This window comes from uncultured Merdimonas sp., from assembly GCF_963929015.1.
Classification (GTDB): Bacteria; Bacillota; Clostridia; order Lachnospirales; family Lachnospiraceae; genus Merdimonas.
Window position 1 is genome coordinate 574,589 of the sequence record NZ_CAWVHE010000013.1, and the last position, 17,275, is coordinate 591,863.

Annotated in this window: 17 protein-coding genes and 1 tRNA gene; 1 reads left to right on the forward strand and 17 read right to left on the reverse strand. The window is 49.6% G+C overall.

Going from position 1 to position 17,275, the window contains the following annotated elements; genetic code table 11:
* Position 1: 1 nt before the first annotated feature.
* Positions 2–1,768 (reverse strand): arginine--tRNA ligase, encoded by a 1,767-nt coding sequence (gene argS, locus ABGT54_RS09825; RefSeq protein ID WP_346663920.1) that lies wholly within the window; start codon positions 1,766–1,768, stop codon positions 2–4.
* A gap of 207 nt (positions 1,769–1,975) precedes the next feature.
* On the opposite strand from argS, the gene ABGT54_RS09830 reads away from it, so the two are divergent.
* Positions 1,976–2,623, forward strand: coding sequence for a flavin reductase (locus ABGT54_RS09830; RefSeq protein WP_346663921.1), 648 nt, complete (start codon positions 1,976–1,978; stop codon positions 2,621–2,623).
* Positions 2,624–2,697: 74 nt separating this feature from the next.
* Here the strand turns inward: ABGT54_RS09830 and ABGT54_RS09835 are convergent, their stop codons facing one another.
* The 16 genes from ABGT54_RS09835 to ABGT54_RS09910 all read right to left on the reverse strand — a co-directional run bounded on the left by ABGT54_RS09835 (position 2,698) and on the right by ABGT54_RS09910 (position 17,265).
* The gene (locus ABGT54_RS09835) at positions 2,698–3,027 is read right to left on the reverse strand and encodes an AzlD domain-containing protein (RefSeq protein ID WP_346663922.1); all 330 of its coding nucleotides are present in this window, start codon (positions 3,025–3,027) and stop codon (positions 2,698–2,700) included.
* On the reverse strand, positions 3,018–3,725 hold the full coding sequence (locus tag ABGT54_RS09840; RefSeq protein ID WP_346663923.1) for an AzlC family ABC transporter permease: 708 nt from the start codon (positions 3,723–3,725) through the stop codon (positions 3,018–3,020). Before ABGT54_RS09840 ends, ABGT54_RS09835 begins: the two co-directional genes overlap by 10 nt.
* 95 nt (positions 3,726–3,820) lie before the next feature.
* The gene (locus ABGT54_RS09845) at positions 3,821–4,429 is read right to left on the reverse strand and encodes a hypothetical protein (RefSeq protein ID WP_346663924.1); all 609 of its coding nucleotides are present in this window, start codon (positions 4,427–4,429) and stop codon (positions 3,821–3,823) included.
* Positions 4,430–4,477: 48 nt separating this feature from the next.
* A tRNA-Arg gene (locus tag ABGT54_RS09850) sits at positions 4,478–4,549 on the reverse strand.
* A 110-nt stretch (positions 4,550–4,659) separates the two neighbouring features.
* Positions 4,660–5,544, reverse strand: a complete 885-nt coding sequence (locus ABGT54_RS09855) for a DUF5688 family protein (RefSeq protein WP_346663925.1) — start codon at positions 5,542–5,544, stop codon at positions 4,660–4,662.
* Positions 5,545–5,740: 196 nt separating this feature from the next.
* On the reverse strand, positions 5,741–6,304 hold the full coding sequence (gene efp, locus ABGT54_RS09860) for an elongation factor P (protein WP_346663926.1): 564 nt from the start codon (positions 6,302–6,304) through the stop codon (positions 5,741–5,743).
* 83 nt (positions 6,305–6,387) lie between these two features.
* Positions 6,388–6,900 carry a YqeG family HAD IIIA-type phosphatase gene (locus ABGT54_RS09865; RefSeq protein ID WP_346663927.1) on the reverse strand — a complete coding sequence of 171 codons (513 nt, stop codon included), beginning with the start codon at positions 6,898–6,900 and terminating at the stop codon, positions 6,388–6,390.
* Positions 6,893–7,684 carry a shikimate kinase gene (locus ABGT54_RS09870; protein WP_346663928.1) on the reverse strand — a complete coding sequence of 264 codons (792 nt, stop codon included), beginning with the start codon at positions 7,682–7,684 and terminating at the stop codon, positions 6,893–6,895. Before ABGT54_RS09870 ends, ABGT54_RS09865 begins: the two co-directional genes overlap by 8 nt.
* Positions 7,685–7,727: 43 nt before the next feature.
* Positions 7,728–8,438 (reverse strand): peptidoglycan recognition family protein, encoded by a 711-nt coding sequence (locus ABGT54_RS09875; RefSeq protein ID WP_346663929.1) that lies wholly within the window; start codon positions 8,436–8,438, stop codon positions 7,728–7,730.
* 83 nt (positions 8,439–8,521) lie between these two features.
* Complete coding sequence (locus ABGT54_RS09880; RefSeq protein ID WP_346663930.1) at positions 8,522–9,559, reverse strand: aldose epimerase family protein; 1,038 nt, start codon at positions 9,557–9,559, stop codon at positions 8,522–8,524.
* An 83-nt stretch (positions 9,560–9,642) separates the two neighbouring features.
* Positions 9,643–12,654: a glycoside hydrolase family 2 TIM barrel-domain containing protein gene (locus ABGT54_RS09885; protein ID WP_346663931.1), complete on the reverse strand. Its 3,012-nt coding sequence runs from the start codon at positions 12,652–12,654 to the stop codon at positions 9,643–9,645.
* 82 nt (positions 12,655–12,736) lie between these two features.
* Positions 12,737–14,191: an IMP dehydrogenase gene (gene guaB, locus ABGT54_RS09890; RefSeq protein WP_346663932.1), complete on the reverse strand. Its 1,455-nt coding sequence runs from the start codon at positions 14,189–14,191 to the stop codon at positions 12,737–12,739.
* A gap of 77 nt (positions 14,192–14,268) precedes the next feature.
* The gene (locus ABGT54_RS09895; RefSeq protein ID WP_346663933.1) at positions 14,269–14,760 is read right to left on the reverse strand and encodes a DUF6106 family protein; all 492 of its coding nucleotides are present in this window, start codon (positions 14,758–14,760) and stop codon (positions 14,269–14,271) included.
* Positions 14,761–14,889: 129 nt separating this feature from the next.
* Entirely contained in the window at positions 14,890–16,509 is a 1,620-nt protein-coding gene (groL, locus tag ABGT54_RS09900; protein WP_346663934.1) for a chaperonin GroEL, read from the reverse strand.
* Positions 16,510–16,564: 55 nt separating this feature from the next.
* Positions 16,565–16,849, reverse strand: a complete 285-nt coding sequence (locus ABGT54_RS09905) for a co-chaperone GroES (protein WP_346663935.1) — start codon at positions 16,847–16,849, stop codon at positions 16,565–16,567.
* Positions 16,850–16,962: 113 nt separating this feature from the next.
* On the reverse strand, positions 16,963–17,265 hold the full coding sequence (locus ABGT54_RS09910) for a hypothetical protein (protein ID WP_346663936.1): 303 nt from the start codon (positions 17,263–17,265) through the stop codon (positions 16,963–16,965).
* Positions 17,266–17,275: the final 10 nt, after the last annotated feature.

A 17,275-nucleotide genomic window follows, 5' to 3' on the forward strand; every position in this document is an offset into this window, starting at 1 on the left:
TTTACATCCTCTCTGGCGCTTCAAATCCCAGCACATCGATACATGCTTCCAGTACCCGCCTGGTGACCAGAAGAAGCCCAAGGTAACTCTTCTTCTTTCCTTCGTCTTCTTCTGACAGGATCTTTGTCTCATGGTAGAACCTGTTAAAGGCATTGGCAAGGTCATAGACATAAGCGCAGATCTTATGAGGCGCCAGTTCTTCGTATGCTGTCTCCATGATCTCATTGTACTTCAGCGCTTCCAGCATCAGAGCCTTTTCACAGTCGCTGTCCGCAGGAAGGATTTCCAGATCGTCCAGGGAATTTCCTTCTTCCTGATACTTATTCAGGATAGACTTGATCCGGACGATGGTATACAGGATGTAAGGCCCGGTGTTCCCTTCAAAAGAAGTGAACCGGTCTACGTCAAATACATAGTCTTTGGAAGCCTGGTTAGAAAGATCGCCGTATTTGATGGCCGAAAGGCCTACGATCCCTGCGGTTTCCCGTGCTTCTTCCTCCTCTACCGTGCGGTTGTCCATGATCTTTTTCAACATTTCTCCCCGGATCTCGGCGATCAGATTTTCCAGGCGCATTACGCCGCCTTCTCTGGTCTTAAAGGGCTTGCCGTCTTTTCCGTTCATCGTGCCAAACCCAAGGAAAGTCAGCTTCGTATCTTCCGGCACGATCCCGGTTTTTCTTGCTGCCCGGAACACCTGCACAAAATGCAGCTCCTGACGTTTATCTACCACATAAATGATCTGATCCGGCCTGTAATCCTGGACTCTCTGTACCAGTGTGGCCAGATCCGTGGTGCCGTAAAGAGAGGCTCCGTCCGACTTCTGGATCATACAGGGCGGGATCTCCTTGGTGTCAGACTCCTCCTGCACATCGATCACCAGCGCGCCCTGATCCTCATGGGCATAACCATCTTCTTTCAGACGCATGATCATATCCGGGATATAGGCCTGCGCGTCAGACTCACCCTTCCACAGATCAAACTCCACATGAAGATTTGCATAATTTTTCTTCAGATCGCTGACAGACACCTGCATAATATGGTTCCAGACAGCCCGGTATCCCCGGTGGCCGTTCTGCAGAAGATAGGTGGCCTGAAGGGCCGACTCCCGGTACGCCTCATCTTCTTTTGCCTTCTGGCTGGCGGTAGGATAGATTTCCTCCAGTTCTGCAATGGTAAATGGCGCCTCCTTCGGATATTCTCCTGCAAAATCTTTCTGAAAATAAGGCAGGTCCGGCTGACGTTCCTTTAATTCTGTAATGATCAGTCCCATCTGATATCCCCAGTCTCCCAGGTGGATATCTCCCAGCACCTTGTGCCCCATTTTCCTTGCGATCCTTTTCACGCTTTCTCCTATAATGGCAGACCTAAGATGCCCCACATGGAGAGGCTTCGCCACATTGGGGCCGCCGTAGTCCATCAGGATCATCTGTGGATGTTCTGTCCTGGAAAGCCCCAGCTCCTGATCCTGATTCATCTGGTTCAGATAATCTGCGACATAAGTTTTATGAAGCCGCAGATTGATAAATCCAGGCTTTACCACAGTTACTTCCTCAAAGCAGGAGCGATTTTCCAGCACCTTCGCCACGTCCTCTGCAATCATAAACGGCGCCTTTTTGTAAGCCTTCGCTCCCGCCAGCGCTCCGTTGCACTGATATTCACAAAGATCAGGCCGGTCAGACAGCGCCGCCTTCCCATAAGAAGCATCATAACCCGCCTGAACAAATCCTTCTTCCAGTTCCTTTCCGATCAAATCTATTATCTTCTTCATAGAATTCCTTCCTTCCCAAATTACACTTACCTAGTTATTTTATCACAAGCCCCTGCCCGCAACAACCACATCTTCAAACTCTTCTCTGAAATCTGCTCCCAGATTCCGGAATCTTTCCTTGCAAACACCTCCTATTTATGGTATTATTTTAGTAACAATTACTATTATTAAATCTTTAGCACGATCATCTGAAACAGGAGGTGCCTTATGAACAAAAAAGTATTCCGAAATCTGTCCTATGGAGTCTATGTCGTATCCACACTGGACGAAGAAAGGCCTGTCGGCTGTACCGCCAACAGCGTCATGCAGATCACATCCGATCCGGCCACTGTCGCCATCAGCATGAACCATGACAACTATACCAATGCCTGCATCGCAAAAACCGGAACATTCGCCGTGTCCATCCTGTCCGAATCTTCAGATCCCGGACTGATCGGCACCTTCGGATTCCAGTCCGGAAAAACCGCGAATAAATTTGACGGCGTATCCCACAGTATCCGGGACGGCATGCCTGTCCTTAACGACTGCTGCGGCTATATCGTCTGCCGGGTCATCGACAAAATGGAGACCTCCAGCCACACCGTATTTTTAGGAGAAGTGACAGACGGCGACGTCCTCTCCCCGGCGCCGGCAATGACCTACGCTTACTATCACAACGTCATCAAAGGCAAAAGTCCCAAAAATGCCCCCACCTATCTGCCGGAAGAAGATACAGCACAGGCAGCCGCCCCGGCAAAATGGGTCTGCAGTGTATGCGGATACGTCTACGATGGAGAGATTCCCTTTGAAGACCTGCCGGATGATTATACCTGCCCGGTCTGCCGGCAGCCCAAATCCAAATTTGTGCGGAAATAAATTGTGAACAGAATGTGAACGGGGACGTAGACCTTTTGCAAAGGTCTACGTCCCCGTTCACATTCTGTTCACAATTACATCACCCGGATCAGCACCATATACAATACCGTTCCTGCTCCGATGCTTAACAGATTGTTGCGCTTCCAGACGTGGAGGATGGCTGTCACTGCCACAGCTGCTGCTTCCGGCGCTCCGTAAGGCGCAGCCAGTATTTTTGTGGAGCGCAGGCAGTAAACTACCAGCATCCCGATTACTGCCGGAGTCAGCACTCCTCCCAGATATTTCACTACATCCGGGATCTCTTTCCCTTTTGGGAACACCAGAAACGGAAACACTCTGGTTCCAAAGGTAGTAGCTGCGATCAGTAAGATGATCAGAAATGAGGTCGCTGCATTTAACGGCATGATTTCTCCACTCTCCCTTCCAGTTGCTTTCTCCCCGCGAACAATACCAGTATGATCAGCAGCATTGTCGGAAGTACAAACCCGTCCGCTCCAAAAATAATCAGGCAGACAAGGGCCGAAGCCACGCCGATGAGCTCCGGGATCCGGTTTTTTGCTTCCATCCACTGTTCTACGAAGATCACCACAAAAAGAGCGGTCATGGCAAAATCAATCCCTTCTGAATCAAACGGCAGCAGTCCTCCGGCGATCCCGCCGATCATGGAGCCGATCACCCAGTAAGACTGGTTCAGCACCGATACGGCAAACAAGAACTGATCTGCCTCCACATCTTCCGGGATTTTTGTCGTACACAAAAGTGAATAGGTCTCGTCCGTCAGTCCGAAGATCATATACCACCGCTTTTTCCCCATCCTGTGAAATGTCTCCAGAAGCGAAATCCCATAAAAAATATGGCGGATATTCACCATCAGAGTCAGGAAGACCACCTGGAGAAAAGAGACTCCCGGCACAAAAAAATGAACGGCCAGATACTGTCCGGAACCTGCATAAACCAGCAGACTCATCAGGCCGGCCCACAAAAATGAATACCCTTTTTCCGCAAACATAACGCCAAATGCAATCCCGATAAACAAATACCCCGTCAGCACCGGAATGGTATATGGAAATGCTTTCTGAAATGCTCTTCTGTAACCTTTCATCTTTTTCTCCTTCTTTGCCCCTGCTTTTTTACAGCTCCTGGCCGAAAAAAGAGTCAGCTCCACAAGCTGACCCTTGATTTCCCTCTTATTTCTCTCTAAGAATCCTCATACGTCTCCTGCAGTTCCTGCAGGGCCTCCAGAAGGAGGGCATCCGACTGCACCGCCTGCTGATATGCCGTTTCTGTTTCCTGAAACAAAGTTTTAACATCCTCATGGCCTGCAAGCGTCTCTACACACGCCAGCGCCTCCGGGTCGTCCACCTCCGGCTCCACCAGACAGCCGCCTTCCTTTTTCTCTGTGACATACAAGGTGCCAAGCCCGGGCACCGGTGTATAAACGTCACGGATCCTCATATCGTATCTTGCAAATGCTACATAAGTCCCCTTTTCTTTTCCAAGCTTGGTGTACACCTTCAGATTCTCATAATCTTCTACAAAGCCTGTCTCATCGCCAAGGGTCCGATAGTAATCCTCCACTGCGGCAGACACCTCCCCAACCTCTCCGGCAAGCAGCGGATTCGTCTCCATCGCCTCCCAGCCCGGGTTCTTTGTGTCCTGCACCACAGCATTTGTCATTTGTGCTTTCTGGGTCTTATCTTCTGTCAGAATCCATCCGGCTGCTCCCACCACAAGAACCAGACCGGCCATAACAGCCACTGTCCTGATCCTGCCGGCCGGGAAACCGCCTTTTTGTCTTCTTTCCATAAGACTACCTCCACACCTGGCACATGCTAAAATTGGATAAAAAAAGTACACACCCGGGCGGATTCGAACCGCCGCTCCCGCCTCCGGAGGGCGGTGCTCTATCCCCTGAGCTACGGGTGCATATCTGTGGCTTTCAAAACAGCCATGGTTATATTAACACATATTTTTCATAAAGTAAAGGAAATGATGTCGACAAATCTCACATTTCCTTTACTTTTTCTTTCTCAGAATCAGAAACAGGTCAGTTCCCTGCGGACCATATCGTAAAAATAGGCATGGTCAGACAACACTTCCTCCGGATCCACCTGAGTCTCGTTGATCTCTTTCACCATCTCGCTTAGTCCCTCATAAGAAAAGCCTCTCCCCTCTGGTATAATGATTACTTCATGGACGCTGCTTGGCAGAACAAAAAATCCGGCTGACAGCTCCCTGGCGATCCGCTCCAGACATCCGTCATATAATATGCACGCCGCCCCATGACTTCTTAACTGGTTGGTCAGCACATACATCACGTCCACCGGTTCCGGTTTTTCCTCCCGCTGCCCGGTAAGATCCCTGATCACAGCCTGCATCGTGGCGAACTCTTCCGGAAATATCCGCCTGGTATTTCTGCAGGCGCACCGGTAAAGCATCTCCTCACTGACATCCCAGACAGCCATGTGTTCTTTGCGGATCATAACTGAGGCCATCCCGTGTTCTCCGGCCTCCAGCACCACATAATAGACCACTGCCAGATCCAGAAACGGCCGGTTTGGCAGATCCTTCAGCATCTCCTCATTGGCCTTTTGATCCACCAGGCGGTAGACAATGCGGTCTTTTACCGTTGCAAAATGCTTCAGACACTCTACCTCGCAGGGCTGTTCAAACCGAAGTTTTCCATACAGGTCCACCACTTCTTTCACCAGCCGTTCTTCCGAAACGCCCAGAGAAAATCTCTGATAAAATTCCTCCAGAAAGATGGTCGGCGCTATATTCACTCCTGGCTCCTTCAGCGTAAGACCGGTTCGCCTGGTCCCGTTATTCTTGGTCTCCTTCTGGATGATCACCGTTGTGGATCCCGGCACTCTTTCTGCCACCTGTTCCCGTATCCTTAATACAAATTCTTCATATGTCATAATACTCCTTTCCTGCTGCAGTTTTTATTCTGTGGAAATATCGGCAGAACTGCCGAAATGAATGTATGACGGCCGGCATAGATGCCGGCTCTTCAGGATAGATGAATTTATTATAAAAAAGCCCTGCAAAAAATGCAAGGCTTTTCTCTCCGATTTCAGATTAAAATACAGGTTCCCAAAAGGGAATATACAGACATTACACTCTGGACAGATACTCTCCGGTACGGGTATCGATCTTGATCATCTCTCCCTGATCCACAAACAGCGGAACCGCTACCTGCGCTCCGGTCTCAACGATGGCCGGCTTGGTCGCTCCCTGTGCAGTATTCCCCTTGAATCCCGGCTCTGTCTCTGTCACCTGCAGTTCCACGGTAAGCGGCGGTTCGATCGCAAACGGCTTCTCCTGGTACAGGCTGACAGTTACTTCTTCATTTTCCTTCACAAACTTTAAGGAATCTCCTACGTCCTCTGCGCCTACAGCGATCTGATCAAAGGTTTCATTGTCCATAAAATAGAAGAGATCTCCATCGTTATAGAGGTACTGCATCTTCTTTCTCTCGATGAATGCCTCCTGGAAAGACTCGGTAGGACGGAAGGTAGTCTCAACCACGCCGCCGTTGATGATGTCTTTTAATTTTACACGCACGAAAGCCGCTCCTTTTCCCGGTTTTACATGCATAAATTCCATGACCTGACATACCTTTCCATCGATTTCCAGAGTCATGCCGTTTCTAAATTCACCTGCTGACTTTGTTGCCATTCTATAATCCTCCTTAATGATGCCTTTGCGGCACTTTTACCTTTTATTCACTCTTAACATTCTATAATATATTACGCCTATTTTCAACCATTTTTTCGCCTGCCGCCCTCTCTTCTGTAAAAGAACAGCACGATCTTTTCCAGATAACGCTTCAGCACGATCTGAATCTCTTCTTTCGGATGCAGTGGTTTCACCAGGATATTGCGGATCCCGGCCCTCTTTGCTCCCCAGACATCCGTAAAAAGCTGATCTCCGATAAAGATGGTGTTGCTCCGGTCGGTTCCCATGATCTCCATGGCACGGATGTAATTCCTGACAGATGGTTTGTGTGCGTTATAAATATACTCCACCTGGATCTTTTCATTAAACATCTTCACCCTGGGCTCCTGATTGTTGGAGATCAGACAGCACCGGTAGCCGAGCGCTTTGAGTCTGGCAAAAAGCGCAATGGCCCGTTCATCCGCAGGCGCGTTGTGGGGGACCAGGGTGTTGTCGATATCAAAGATCAGCCCCCGGTACCCTTCTTTATAAAGTTTCTCAAAATCAATCACATAAGTGGACGCCAGATACTGGTCCGGATAAAATGTTTTAAACATGCTCTTCTTCCATTTCCATCAGCCGCTGCACCAGTTCTTCGCAAACCTGGTGCACAGATTTTTGATCTGTCCGGACTACGATATCCGCAGCCGCCTCATATTTTTCTCTGCGTTCTTCCATCAGCTTTGTAATGCTCTCTATGTCCTTTCGGCCCTTTAAGACGGGACGGTCGTCACTGTCTTTCACCCGGTCATAGATCGTCTTCGGACTTGCGGTCAGTAAGATCACCCTGCCGTTTTTCTTCATCTCTTCTACATTGCACCTGCGAAGCGCCGTACCGCCTCCGCAGGAAATGATCAGATTTTTCTGTTCCTTCAGCTCCCGCAGAAGCTCCGTCTCCCGGTCTCTGAAATATTCTTCCCCGTAAGTGGCAAAGATGTCCGGTATGCTCATCGCCTCCCGCGCTTCGATCACCTGATCCATCTCCACGATCTCCATGGCAAACATGGTGCTTAAGTAATCCGATACCGTGGTCTTCCCTGCTCCCATAAAACCAATCAGTACAATGTTGCAATCAAACAGTTTCCTCGCCTGGATCCGCTTGCTGTTCTTCATGATCTGGCGAAAAACGTCATGGATCTCTTCCTGATACTTGTTGTGCAAAAGCTTTCTGTCCAGCCGCTCCGCCTGCTTTTTCTCCTGCAGAGGCTGAAAGATCGGCATCCCGTACTCCTCTTTATAAGCCATGATCTTTTCCACGATGGTGTTGCGCTCTATCAGGGCGTCAATAATCCTGTCATCGCACAGAGCCAGCTGCTCCCGGTACATTTCCAAATCATTCATGAAGTATTTCTCCTCTTACTCTACATTTACCTGTACAATCATATCAGTAATCCAAATCTTTCGCAAGAGCTTCCTTCACATCAGCCCGGAAGTTTTCCCAGGCATCCTCATTCTCTACAAAATATCTGGGACATTCTTTCCCCGTCACATCATAGTGACGGATCACATCCTCCTCGTCCAGATCAAACTTCAGACACAGCCAGGCGCACAACTCCACCACAGACCGATAAGTAGCGTCCGTAAACTGCCCGGTCTCGTCGGGATGACAGCACTCGATGGATACCGTGTCGATATTTCGTTCATTGGACGCATAGGCCACCTCCCAGGTGGGGACACACTGCACGATCTCCCCTTCGATCCCCACTACAAAATTGCTGCTCACCCTGGTCTCATGAGTGTCTTTAAGATTTTCAAAATAATTCCGGTTCTCCAGGGCTGTTGACCCCGGATTGGCCGTATAATGAACCACGATCCCCCGGATCTTTTCCGTGGCGGTCCCGGGTCTGGAATAGGGGTTCACGGTCAGAAGCTCCACCTCCATGGGCGGCCGCAGCGCATCGATCTTATCACCGGTCCGCTCGGTATATGTATGTGAGAAATGTCCTGCAAAACGTAGAACGCCCACGATCACAAGCAGCAAAAAAAGCAGCAGGAAGCTCAGGCGGAGAGTTCGGATCCTCCGCCTTTTCTTCCGTGCTGCCGCTCTTTTTTCGATCAGATACATCTGTCTGTCCAGATCTCTCCGGGTTCTCATTGGTACAACCTTCTTCATTCTTACTGCTTTTCCTTCATCTTATCACAGAAAGAGAAAGATTTCCTGAAAAGAACCTTAGGAATTTATGAATTTGCAGAAAAACGATAAACCGTAACAGTCTCATAGGTCTCCCCGGCCTTCACAACCGGCGAAGGGAAGTTCTCATGATGAAGGGCATCCGGATAATACTGGGTCTCAAAGCAGGCACCCTGATGCTTCTCATAGACAGCTTTATCCTTGCCCTCCTCATGGTCCACAAAATTGCCTGTGTAAAACTGGATACCCGGAAGGTCTGTGTAAACCTCCATACAGATCCCGCTTTCTGCAGAACACATCTTTGCCGCCCGGCGCATACCGGCGCCGTTCAGTACATAGTTGTGATCATACCCTCCTGCCAGGACAAGCGCCTCGTAAGATTCTCCAATATCCCTGCCAATGGCCTTTTCCTGCCGGAAATCCATGGGCGTCCCCTCTACGGGCAGGATCTCTCCGGTGGGGATCAGCTCCCCGTCTGCCCGGGTATATCCGTCTGCCTCAAGGACAACCGTCTGCTCCAGCACATCTCCCGCACTGTGCCCGTTCAGGTTAAAATAACTGTGATTTGTGAAATTTAACGGCGTATCCTGGTCCGGTACTCCATGGTAATGGATCTTCAGTTCTCCTTCATCGTTCAGCGTATACGTCACTTTCATCTCTACGCTTCCCGGAAATCCCTGGTCTCCATCCGGACTGGAAATGACAAATACTATCTTCTGGCTGTCTGCGCTTTCCACCTGCCAGAGCCGCTGTCCGAAAAAGTCTCTGCCTCCGTGGAGCGTGTGTTTTCCATTGTCATTGGGCGTAAGTTCATAGATACGCCCGTTCAGGGAAAAACTTCCTCCCCCGATCCGGTTCGCCACCCGGCCTACTGTAGCGCCAAAGTATCCGCTGCCCTTTTCATACCCTTCTGCCGTATCATATCCCAGCACCACATCCCGTAGGTTCCCCTGCCGGTCCGGTACCAGAAGCCTGACCAGGGTCGCTCCAAAGTCTGTCACATACGCCTGCATCCCCTGTCTGTTTTCCAGAAGATAAAGAGAAGCCTTCTCTCCCTTCCGGGTTATTCCAAATGTCTCTGCCATAAATATCCTGCTCCTTTTCTTATGATTTCGTGTATTCTGTATCGTCAATGCCATATTTGCTTTCGGCTTCTTCTTGCGAAAAGCTATGCTTTTTGAATGGTAAACCTTACAATCCTGTCTTGTTCTGCCCCGAGCAGATACTCTTCGTGGACCGGCGCTCCCCAGCTGTCGTCTCCGCCTACGCCCATCTGCGCCTCCAGGATCCGCACAAACGTGTAATGGGGAACCGGTAGCTCTTCCAGATGCGTGGCCGCCTCCAGTTCATATTCGCTGTAGGGAAGCACGCTGTTTTCAAAGGGCGCTCCTTCACAGGAAAACCGAAGTCCTGCCCCGTCCTGCCTCGTAACCTCCACCCAGCGCACGCCCATATGATTGCCGCACTCCTGGGGGAAGAGATAACCGGACACATTATCCTTTGCCTGGCAGGAGAACACGCCAAGCTTTGCGCCTTCCATCCGGTCACGATAATTTTCTTCCGGTCCGTATCCGTAATATCTTACCTGATCATACTGTGATTTTAACTTTATATCCATGCCAAATGCCGGCATCAGAGGCAGGCCTTCTCTTCCCTTGTATCTGGCCTCCACATGGATCTTCCCATCGCCTGTCACGGTATAAGATACATGCGCCGTCGTATCCAGCGGAGATGGCAGCTGATAGGAAAAGGTAACGCACACCTGATCTTTTTCTTCTGTTACTTCGGTTCCTGTAAGTTTCTGGAACAGTCCTGCCGTCATCCAGGGCGCTGCGTCGAACCCGAACTTCGCTCCTCTGTCATTGTCCGTCATCGCTCTCCAGAAGGTAAGCTTCGGCGCTCTGGGAATGTATTCCACCCCGTCATAGCGAAGAGATGAGATCCCTCCCTCTGTGCGGGAGAACATGGCGGAAAAGCCGGGGCCCCTCACACCGATATTGACGTCTCCGTGTATGATCTCCAGTGGTCTAATGACCTCTTCTTCTTCAAGAACCGCCGGGCGCACATACTGGCCGAACGCGATTTCATATCCCTTTTGCGCCCAGGGCGTCTCTTCGGAAAGCTGCATGGCCACTTCATACACCAGCTCCTTATCCGCAGAAAATTCCGGATATGCGACCGGCACAAAAGCTTCTTCCCCGGCCGCCACGTCTGCCTGGAAAAAGGTCTCAAAAAGACAGATACCCTCCTGGCAGACCGATGCCCGGAAAATCTCACCCGCAGTAGACCGGAACAATCTGTCATTGACGATCCGCACACCGGTGTCGTCCGCATACAACTTCACATCTCCGTACAGCGCCTTAACCTCCTGCGCCTTCGGTGAAGGCTCTCTGGTGGCATAGACAATGCCATTGGTACAGAATTCGTAATCAGTAGCCCGTTCATCGTGATCGCCGCCGTAAGTCAGGACTTCCTCTCCCAGCTCATTGATCCGGTACAGCGACTGATCCATATAATCCCAGATAAACCCTCCCTGGTATTTGTCATATTTCTTTTCCAGATCTGTGTAAAGTTTCAGTCCGCCGGCAGAATTTCCCATGGAATGGACATACTCGCAGCTGATATACGGCTTGGCCGGATCCTTTGCAAGATACTCCTCGATCTCTGCAGGTTTGGCATACATCCGGCTCTCCATATCGCTGATATGATCAAACTTCCGGTTCCAGAATACCCCCTCATAATGCACCAGTCTGGTGTCATCCATCCGGTGGAAATAATCAGAGATCGCCTCCAGACCGGTCCCCGCGTAAGACTCATTTCCACAGGACCAGATCAATATCGACGGATGGTTCTTATCCCGCTCAAACATAGACGCCGCCCGGTCTACCACAGCGTCCCGCCACTGGGGAAGATCCCCCGGCACATTCCAGGACGGCTCTGCCTCTCCCAGTTTCTGCCAGGAACCGTGACTTTCCAGGTTGGTCTCATCGATCAGGTAGATGCCGTACTCATCGCAAAGCTGATACCAGAGGCTCTGATTGGGATAATGGGAAGTACGGACCGCATTGATATTATAGCGCTTCATAAAACGGATATCCCACAGCATGTCCTCTTCTGTGATCGCCCGCCCTCTTCTGGCATTGAACTCATGGCGGTTGACCCCTTTAAACAAGATCCTCTTTCCATTCAGACACATCAGCCCATCCTTCATCTCAAACCGGCGGAACCCGATCTTCTGAGGCACAGTCTCGATCACTTCTCCCTGCCGGTCTCTAAGGCGGATCACCAGCTCATAGAGATTGGGCTCTTCCGCGCTCCAGGGTCTGACACGGAACCCTTCCGCCTCTATATGAAGACGGGAAGCTCCCGGCACACTGGTCTCCCAGATCGTCTCGCCACTAAGATCCTGCAAAGTGACGTCAGCCGTTACACAGACATCCTCCGCTCCCATAAGTTCCAGATCCGCACTTAAGGTTCCGGACTGATAAGAATCATCAAGTCCCGCTTTTACGAACAGATCCCTCACATGAACTTCTGGTATGGCATAGAGATACACCTCCCGGAAAATACCGGAGAATCGGAAAAAGTCCTGATCTTCCAGCCAGCTTGCGCTGCTTCTTTTGTAAACCTCCACTGCCAGTTTATTTCCTGTTTCTTTTAAATATCCGGTAACATCAAACTCCGCCGGAGTAAAGCTGTCCTCGCTGTACCCCAGAAATCTGCCGTTCAGCCATACATAGAACGCCGTCTCTACCCCCTGAAAGGAGAGAAATGTCTGCCTGTCCTTCCATCCGGGATCCACATCAAAATATTTCACATAACTCCCCACCGGATTGTAGCGGCGGGATACCATCGGCGGGCGGAGAAACTCCTCTCCATCCCACGGATACATCGTATTAATATACTGATTTCTGTCATATCCCTGTGTCTGGATATGGCCCGGAACCTGGATATAGCCAAAGCCGCTGATATCAAAATCTTCTCTGTAAAAATCTGTCGCACGCATGGACGGATTCTCCGCATAAGAAAACCTCCAGGTACCGTTTAACGTCTGCTTTAGCGTGATCTTGTCGTCTGCATTCTTTTCATAAAAAATGTGGTCGGAATGAGCCGGAATCCGGTTCACTTCAAAAACCTCCGGATTTTCCAGCCAGGAAAGGTCTGCATTTGTTGCCTTCATGGTATTCTCCTTTTTTCTACATTTTCTGTCAATGAACGCCGGGCGCACAGGCGCCCGGCGTTTACTGTCTGGGTTGGATCCTTTATTCGTCTACGCTGTAGTTCGGCGCTTCTTTTGTAATATGAATGTCGTGAGGATGACTCTCTCTTAACGCTGCTGCGGAAATCTTCATAAACCTGCCGTTCTTCTTCAGGTCCTCGATCGTAGGAGTTCCGCAATAACCCATACCGGAGCGTAAGCCGCCCATCAGCTGGAATACGGTATCTTCCACAGAACCCTTGTAAGCCACGCGTCCTTCCACGCCTTCCGGCACCAGTTTTTTGGCATCGGTCTGGAAATAACGGTCTTTGCTTCCGTTCTCCATAGCAGCAATGGACCCCATGCCGCGGTATACTTTATATTTTCTTCCCTGGTACAGTTCAAAAGTTCCCGGGCTCTCGTCGCATCCTGCGAACATGCTTCCCATCATACATACATTGGCTCCTGCAGCGATGGCCTTCGTCATATCGCCGGAGTACTTGATACCGCCGTCTGCAATGATCGGGATCCCGTACTTGTCCGCCACTTCATAGGCGTCCATAACCGCGGAGATCTGCGGTACGCCGATACCTGCAATAACACGGGTCGTACAGATGGATCCCGGCCCGATACCTACTTTAACAGCGTCTGCGCCCGCCTTGATCAGAGCCTCGGTTCCGGCTCCTGTCGCCACATTTCCCGCGATCACCTGCAGATCCGGGAATTTGGACTTCACCATATCTACTGTCCGCAGCACATTGGCAGAGTGGCCGTGAGCAGAATCCATAACAACCACGTCTACCTTTGCGTTCACCAGCTCCTGGGCCCGCTCCAGACAATTTGCCGTAATCCCCAGCGCTGCTCCACACAGCAGACGTCCCTGGGCGTCTTTTGCAGACAATGGGTACTTGATCTGCTTTTCTATATCTTTGATCGTGATCAGACCTTTCAGATTAAAGTCCTGATCAACGATCGGAAGTTTTTCTTTTCTTGCCTTTGCAAGAATTTTCTTTGCTTCCTCCAGAGTAATGCCTTCCGGAGCTGTGATCAGTCCTTCGGAAGTCATGACTTCTTTGATTTTCTTTGAATAATCTTCTTCAAACTTCAGATCACGGTTAGTGATGATGCCGACCAGCTTTCTGCCTTCTGTGATCGGTACGCCGGAGATGCGGAATTTCGCCATCAGGTTGTTGGCGTCCTCCAGAGTGTTTTCCGGGGAAAGATAAAATGGATCTGTGATTACCCCGTTCTCTGATCTTTTTACCTTGTCTACTTCTTCTGCCTGCTCCCGGATCGACATGTTCTTGTGAATGATGCCGATACCGCCCTGGCGCGCCATGGCGATCGCCATGCGGTGTTCCGTAACCGTATCCATTCCCGCACTCATCATCGGGATATTCAGTCGGATCTTCTTTGTCAGATATGTGGACAGGTCCACCTGATTCGGGATCACTTCTGAATAAGCCGGCACCAAAAGAACATCATCAAATGTAATTCCTTCTCCGATAATCTTACCCATGATCTTCATCCTCTCTTTCAACATTCACTTTTTTATATTTACCGGCAATCATACCAAATCCTGCCGTAATTTGTCAACTACTTTCTGATCACTTTCCGGGGCGCCAGCATAAAAAATCCCTCGATGATCGTCTCATTGGGCTCGAAAATAATTTTCTTCTGTTCTCCTCGTTCAGCCACGATCAGCGCATATTCTCTGGCCTGTCCGGTCCCGGAACTGAAATCAAGCGTCCTGGCCTTCTGATAAAGGCGCAGCTCCGGCGCATCCACAGGCGCCAGCAGTTCCAGTTCAGATACGTTCATAGAAAAAACTCTCTTTCTCTTCGCCTGGTTCATGATCTTGTCAATATCCAGATCCCCGTTGACGTACAGATATTCATACTCTACGTTCAGTCTCCGGAACATAAACACATCCAGCACGATTGCCAGGATCGGCAGGATCAGGCCCACCGGAAACAGAAAGACGATCAGCACCGTGATCACGGTAAGCAGGATCAGGCCGGCTTTTATGGCCATATCTTTGGAATCCGGTTTTTTCTTTACCAGTTGTTCTGTATAGTAGTCGTTCATTTGCTTTATCCTCCAGACTCTGATATATACTCTTTTGCTATTGTAACATATTTGAGTATAAAAAGAAAACTCCTCATACGAGGAGTTTTCAAAAATTTCATATTTCGTAAAGCGGAGCTTTCCCGGAACTTACATCATTCCCATTCCGCCGCCTGCCGGTGCAGCCGGCGCTTCTTCTTTGATATTTGCAACGGCAGATTCTGTAGTCAGCAGAGTGGACGCCACGCTGGTAGCGTTCTGCAGCGCGCTTCTGGTAACCTTTGCAGGATCCAGGATGCCACATTCTACCATATCTACATACTGTTCGGTCAATGCGTCAAATCCGATACCCGGCTCTGACTCATAGACTTTATTGATGATGACGGAGCCTTCCAGACCTGCGTTGGCGGCAATGCGGTACAGCGGAGCTTCCAGAGCCTTTAAGACTACATTTGCGCCTGTCTTTTCGTCGCCTTCCAGATCAGCCACCATTTTAGATACCTGCTTTGCAGCATGGATATATGCGGATCCACCGCCTGCGATAATGCCTTCTTCTACAGCAGCTCTCGTTGCTGCAAGGGCGTCCTCCATACGAAGCTTTGCTTCCTTCATCTCTGTCTCTGTGGCTGCTCCCACACGGATCACAGCTACGCCGCCGGCCAGTTTTGCCAGTCTTTCCTGTAATTTTTCTCTGTCAAAATCAGAAGTGGTCTCTTCAATCTGATTCTTGATCTGAGCCACACGGTCTGCGATCGCCTGCTTGTCGCCAAGTCCGTCTACGATCACGGTGTTTTCCTTCTGTACCTTTACAGATTTTGCACGGCCAAGCTGATCCATTGTGGTGTCCTTCAGCTCCAGGCCAAGTTCTTCAGAAATCACTTCGCCGCCGGTCAGAATGGCGATATCTTTGAGCATTTCTTTTCTTCTGTCGCCGTATCCAGGTGCCTTTACAGCTACCACATTGAAGGTTCCGCGCAGCTTGTTGACGATCAGAGTGGTCAGAGCCTCGCCCTCAATGTCCTCTGCGATGATCAGAAGTCTTGCGCCGGACTGAACGATCTGCTCCAGCAGCGGAAGGATATCCTGGATATTAGAGATTTTTCTGTCTGTGATCAGGATGTACGGATCCTCCAGGTTTGCTTCCATTTTATCCATATCGGTTGCCATATATGCGGATACATATCCACGGTCAAACTGCATACCTTCTACCAGGTCCAGCTCTGTCTTCATAGTCTTGGACTCTTCAATGGTGATCACGCCGTCATTGGAAACTTTCTCCATAGCGTCTGCAACCATCTTTCCGACTTCCTCGTCACTTGCGGAAATAGCGGCAACTTTTGCGATCTGATCTTTGCCCTTTACTTTGCTGGACATTTCCTTGATGGCCTCAACAGCTTTATCTGTAGCCTTCTTCATACCTTTCCGGAGGATGATCGGATTCGCGCCTGCCGCCAGGTTCTTCATTCCTTCGTGTACCATTGCCTGCGCCAGAACGGTCGCTGTTGTAGTTCCGTCTCCGGCCACATCATTGGTCTTGGAAGCAACTTCCTTGATCAGCTGTGCTCCCATATTTTCATATGCGTCCTCCAGCTCGATCTCCTTTGCGATGGTCACACCATCGTTAGTGATCAGCGGAGCTCCGAAAGATTTATCCAGAACTACATTGCGTCCCTTGGGTCCAAGTGTAACTCTTACGGTATCTGCCAGCTTATTTACTCCTGCTTCCAGCGCGCTTCTTGCTTCTGCGCCGTATTTGATTTCCTTTGCCATAATAATGAATGCCTCCTAAATTGAATTGACTTAATATTTACAACTTCATTCTGCTTTATTCTACGATTGCAAGAATATCATCCTGCTTTACGATGATATACTCTTCATCTTCGATCTCAACTGTAGTTCCAGAATATTTGGAATAGATGACCTGCTGTCCTACGGACACATTCATCTTTACTTCTTTTCCATCTACCGTTCCACCGGGGCCTACAGCGATCACTTCTGCCTGCTGCGGTTTCTCCTTGGACTGTCCGGGGATCACGATCCCTGACTTGGTGGTCTCTTCTGCGATTAACTGCTTCAATACAACTCTGTCGCCTAATGGTACTAATTTCATACTGGTATGCCTCCTTAGATTAAATCTATTTGTTAGCACTCACTAAAAGAGAGTGCTGAAAAACTCTAGGTATAAAATAGCACTCTCTTTCTGATTTGTCAACACACTTTTATTTAGTTTACAAGATTTTTATAAAATCCATTTTGAATCCGGAATTTTAATATATTTCCGATCTCGTTCCAGTAACGCTCTATCAGCATTCCCGTACAGGCAACCGGTCCGTCCGGTCCGTCGATGCGGCATTCGTAGATGCCGTCCAGTGAAAATACATGAAGTTCTTCCTCTGTAGATAAGTATATGTATTCATCTCCGGGAAGATACCTGGCGACACTGCATGGATAGGTGGACTCGTCCATATATCCGTCTTTTAAGATTACCCGCACCATACGAAGAGCGGCCGTACATTTTTCATACATACGATCTCTC